This is a genomic window from Nitrospirota bacterium, assembly GCA_016212185.1.
Taxonomy (GTDB): Bacteria; Nitrospirota; Thermodesulfovibrionia; order UBA6902; family DSMQ01; genus JACRGX01.
The window spans coordinates 1-2,320 of the sequence record JACRGX010000072.1 but is presented as its reverse complement, the minus strand read 5'-3'; the positions used below and the strand labels follow the sequence as shown (position 1 = coordinate 2,320).

The window sequence follows — 2,320 nt, the reverse complement described above, 5'->3', positions numbered from 1 at the left end:
TCTCCTTCAACGTTTATTTTTAAAGGCCGGGTATGGATGCCGCATTCGCCACCGCATTTACTCGTGCCTATCCAGCGGCCGGCGCGCTCGTCCTCTTCACTAGTAATCCTGGTGCATGGTGCGCAACCTAAAGACCTGTAACCTTGTCCGTAAAGAGGATTCACCTTTACTCCGTTGAGAGCCAGATACTGCCAGACTTCTCTTTCCTTCCAAATAAGAATGGGATTCAGCTTAACCAACCCCTTATCCCGCTCCTCAACCTCCTTAAAATCCGTGCGCGTCCTGCCTTCAGTACAGCGCAGGCCGGTAACCCAGCACTTTAACTTCATCTATTCAATAGCCCTGCGCGTCGGCACAACCTTAAGGATATCGCAGCATTTATCCGGGTCGGTCGCATAAAGTTTGTCCGCTATCTGGACATCACTTTTAAAAACCTTTAACTCCGGATAGCGCGTGACCACTTCGTCCATAAACTTAATCGTTTCAGGCGGCTTAAATCGGGTAGTAATGATAAACCCCCGTATCTTGGGGTTTACTCGTTTAGCCAAATCCCACACGCAGACCGAATCCTTGCCTAAGCTGTTGGCCACGACCAAACTATCCCCATACTTTTTGTAGGCCTCTTTTATAATGGTAAGCGAACGGTCAACCTTCTCTTTAAAATTCAATTTTTCCACCAATTCTTTTAAATCGTCCTTATTCTCCAACAGACTCATCTTCCCCAGCCTCCTTCTTGTATAATAAATTATTTGCGTTGTTACTAACAGTTACCATCTACTACAGTCATCTATGAAAAAGCATGTCAATAAGAGAATACTCTCCCCTATGCAAAATAAAATGTACTTTTGCCATGCTCCCTTCCGAAAGTAACCCAATCAAATAAATCGTTATAACATACTCTCGGCATCAAGAGGTTCTTAACAACTTCTTTGTAGTTACATCTTACGAAATACCGGGCATCCGGTTTTCAGTCATCTATCGGTGCTCTGTTTGAGCATTGTAACATTTGATTTAAACGAGGGTGGATCAACCATTGCGTTGGACCTTTTAAAGGTCAATGACAGTAGGATCTCATCCCTCTCTCAAGAAGGCATGTTAAGAACCGTCTAAACAATACCGAACATACGGTATTAACTTGCCTTACTTGATTAGGCTGCCCGATACGATATTATTGTCGTATTTTGTGTTATTCCTCCATATGCTTAGGCTTATGGCCGCTATCTTGCGGCATACAGCGTTATAAGCATTGTTATCACTTAGGCCCTTAGAGCGTAAATAATCATAATATCTCCTTAGGGCGCTTGTTCCTTTTATAGCCTGGTGGCCGGCCATTTTGTAGACGCACTTTAAAGTCCTGTTACCCCATATCTTTTGGGTTCCATAGCGTCTCTGACCGCTCTCTTTCTTATGCCGGACTAAGCCGCAGTAGCTGAAGTAGTTATATTTATTGGGGAATCTTTTAGGGCTTATAACCTGGGACACTATCTTCGCGGCCTGAATAGATCCTATCCCTGGAATAGTCGTTAGATTTTCAATCTCCTTAAAGTGCTTCTTGGAATGCACAATCTGCTGTTGATACAGTTGGAGACTTTCCTCCATCCTCCCCAGTAAGTAATGAAGCTGTATGCCAATGAATCTGTAATCCGGACGCTCAATCTTTTCAAGCAGGCCCCTATTTTTATAAACGGCCTCTCCTTCAAGTTTAATGCCGCTCCTTCTAAATAGCGACTTATATCTGTTTTTAAGCCTTACGGTCTCATTTACTAGATGCTGATAGCCGGACATCAGGCCCCTAAACCTTTCTCTTTTTGAGCCGTCATGGAATACGGGTGTAAGGAAGTTTCCTCTTAATAATTTGGCGAGTTGTCTGGCGTCTAACTTGTCTGTTTTTTTCTTTTTGTATTCTTTGTTGGCGACAGGATTGCATACGATTAATTCGTCAACCTCGTCTTTGAGTATCTCATATAACCAATTGCTAAGCTCGCATTCCTCAAAGGCGAGTTTCTTTGTGCCTGGCGTATTCCTCAAATAATCGATTATCAGCCGCCCGTTGGTCGGTAAGGTTATATTATCCACTTCGCTGCCGTTTTCGTCCATCACGCAAAAACTACTACTTGACATATGCGCGTCCATTCCTATATACTGCACCATAGAGCCTCCTTTTTCCGAGGTTTAAGGCCTATACCACCATGGTATCACCATACCTCTGGTGTATAGTATACCTTATGATCCTATAAGAGATCACAAAAGGTTTTGGCCGTTAAGGCCTCTTTTATGACCTCCTCGGAAGGGAGGTTCTTTTTCATATTACCATTGCGAG

At 43.5% G+C, this 2,320-nt stretch carries 3 protein-coding genes; all 3 read right to left on the bottom strand.

Annotated features, from left to right (window positions below; genetic code table 11):
- On the bottom strand, positions 1-329 hold a 329-nt coding region (locus HZA10_08665; GenBank protein MBI5196381.1), incomplete at its 3' end, for a phosphoadenosine phosphosulfate reductase family protein.
- Positions 330-716: a phosphoadenosine phosphosulfate reductase family protein gene (locus tag HZA10_08660; GenBank protein ID MBI5196380.1), complete on the bottom strand. Its 387-nt coding sequence runs from the start codon at positions 714-716 to the stop codon at positions 330-332. It abuts the gene before it with no gap.
- A 424-nt stretch (positions 717-1,140) separates the two neighbouring features.
- Positions 1,141-2,151: an IS110 family transposase gene (locus HZA10_08655; protein MBI5196379.1), complete on the bottom strand. Its 1,011-nt coding sequence runs from the start codon at positions 2,149-2,151 to the stop codon at positions 1,141-1,143.
- Between the last annotated feature and the right edge of the window lie 169 nt (positions 2,152-2,320).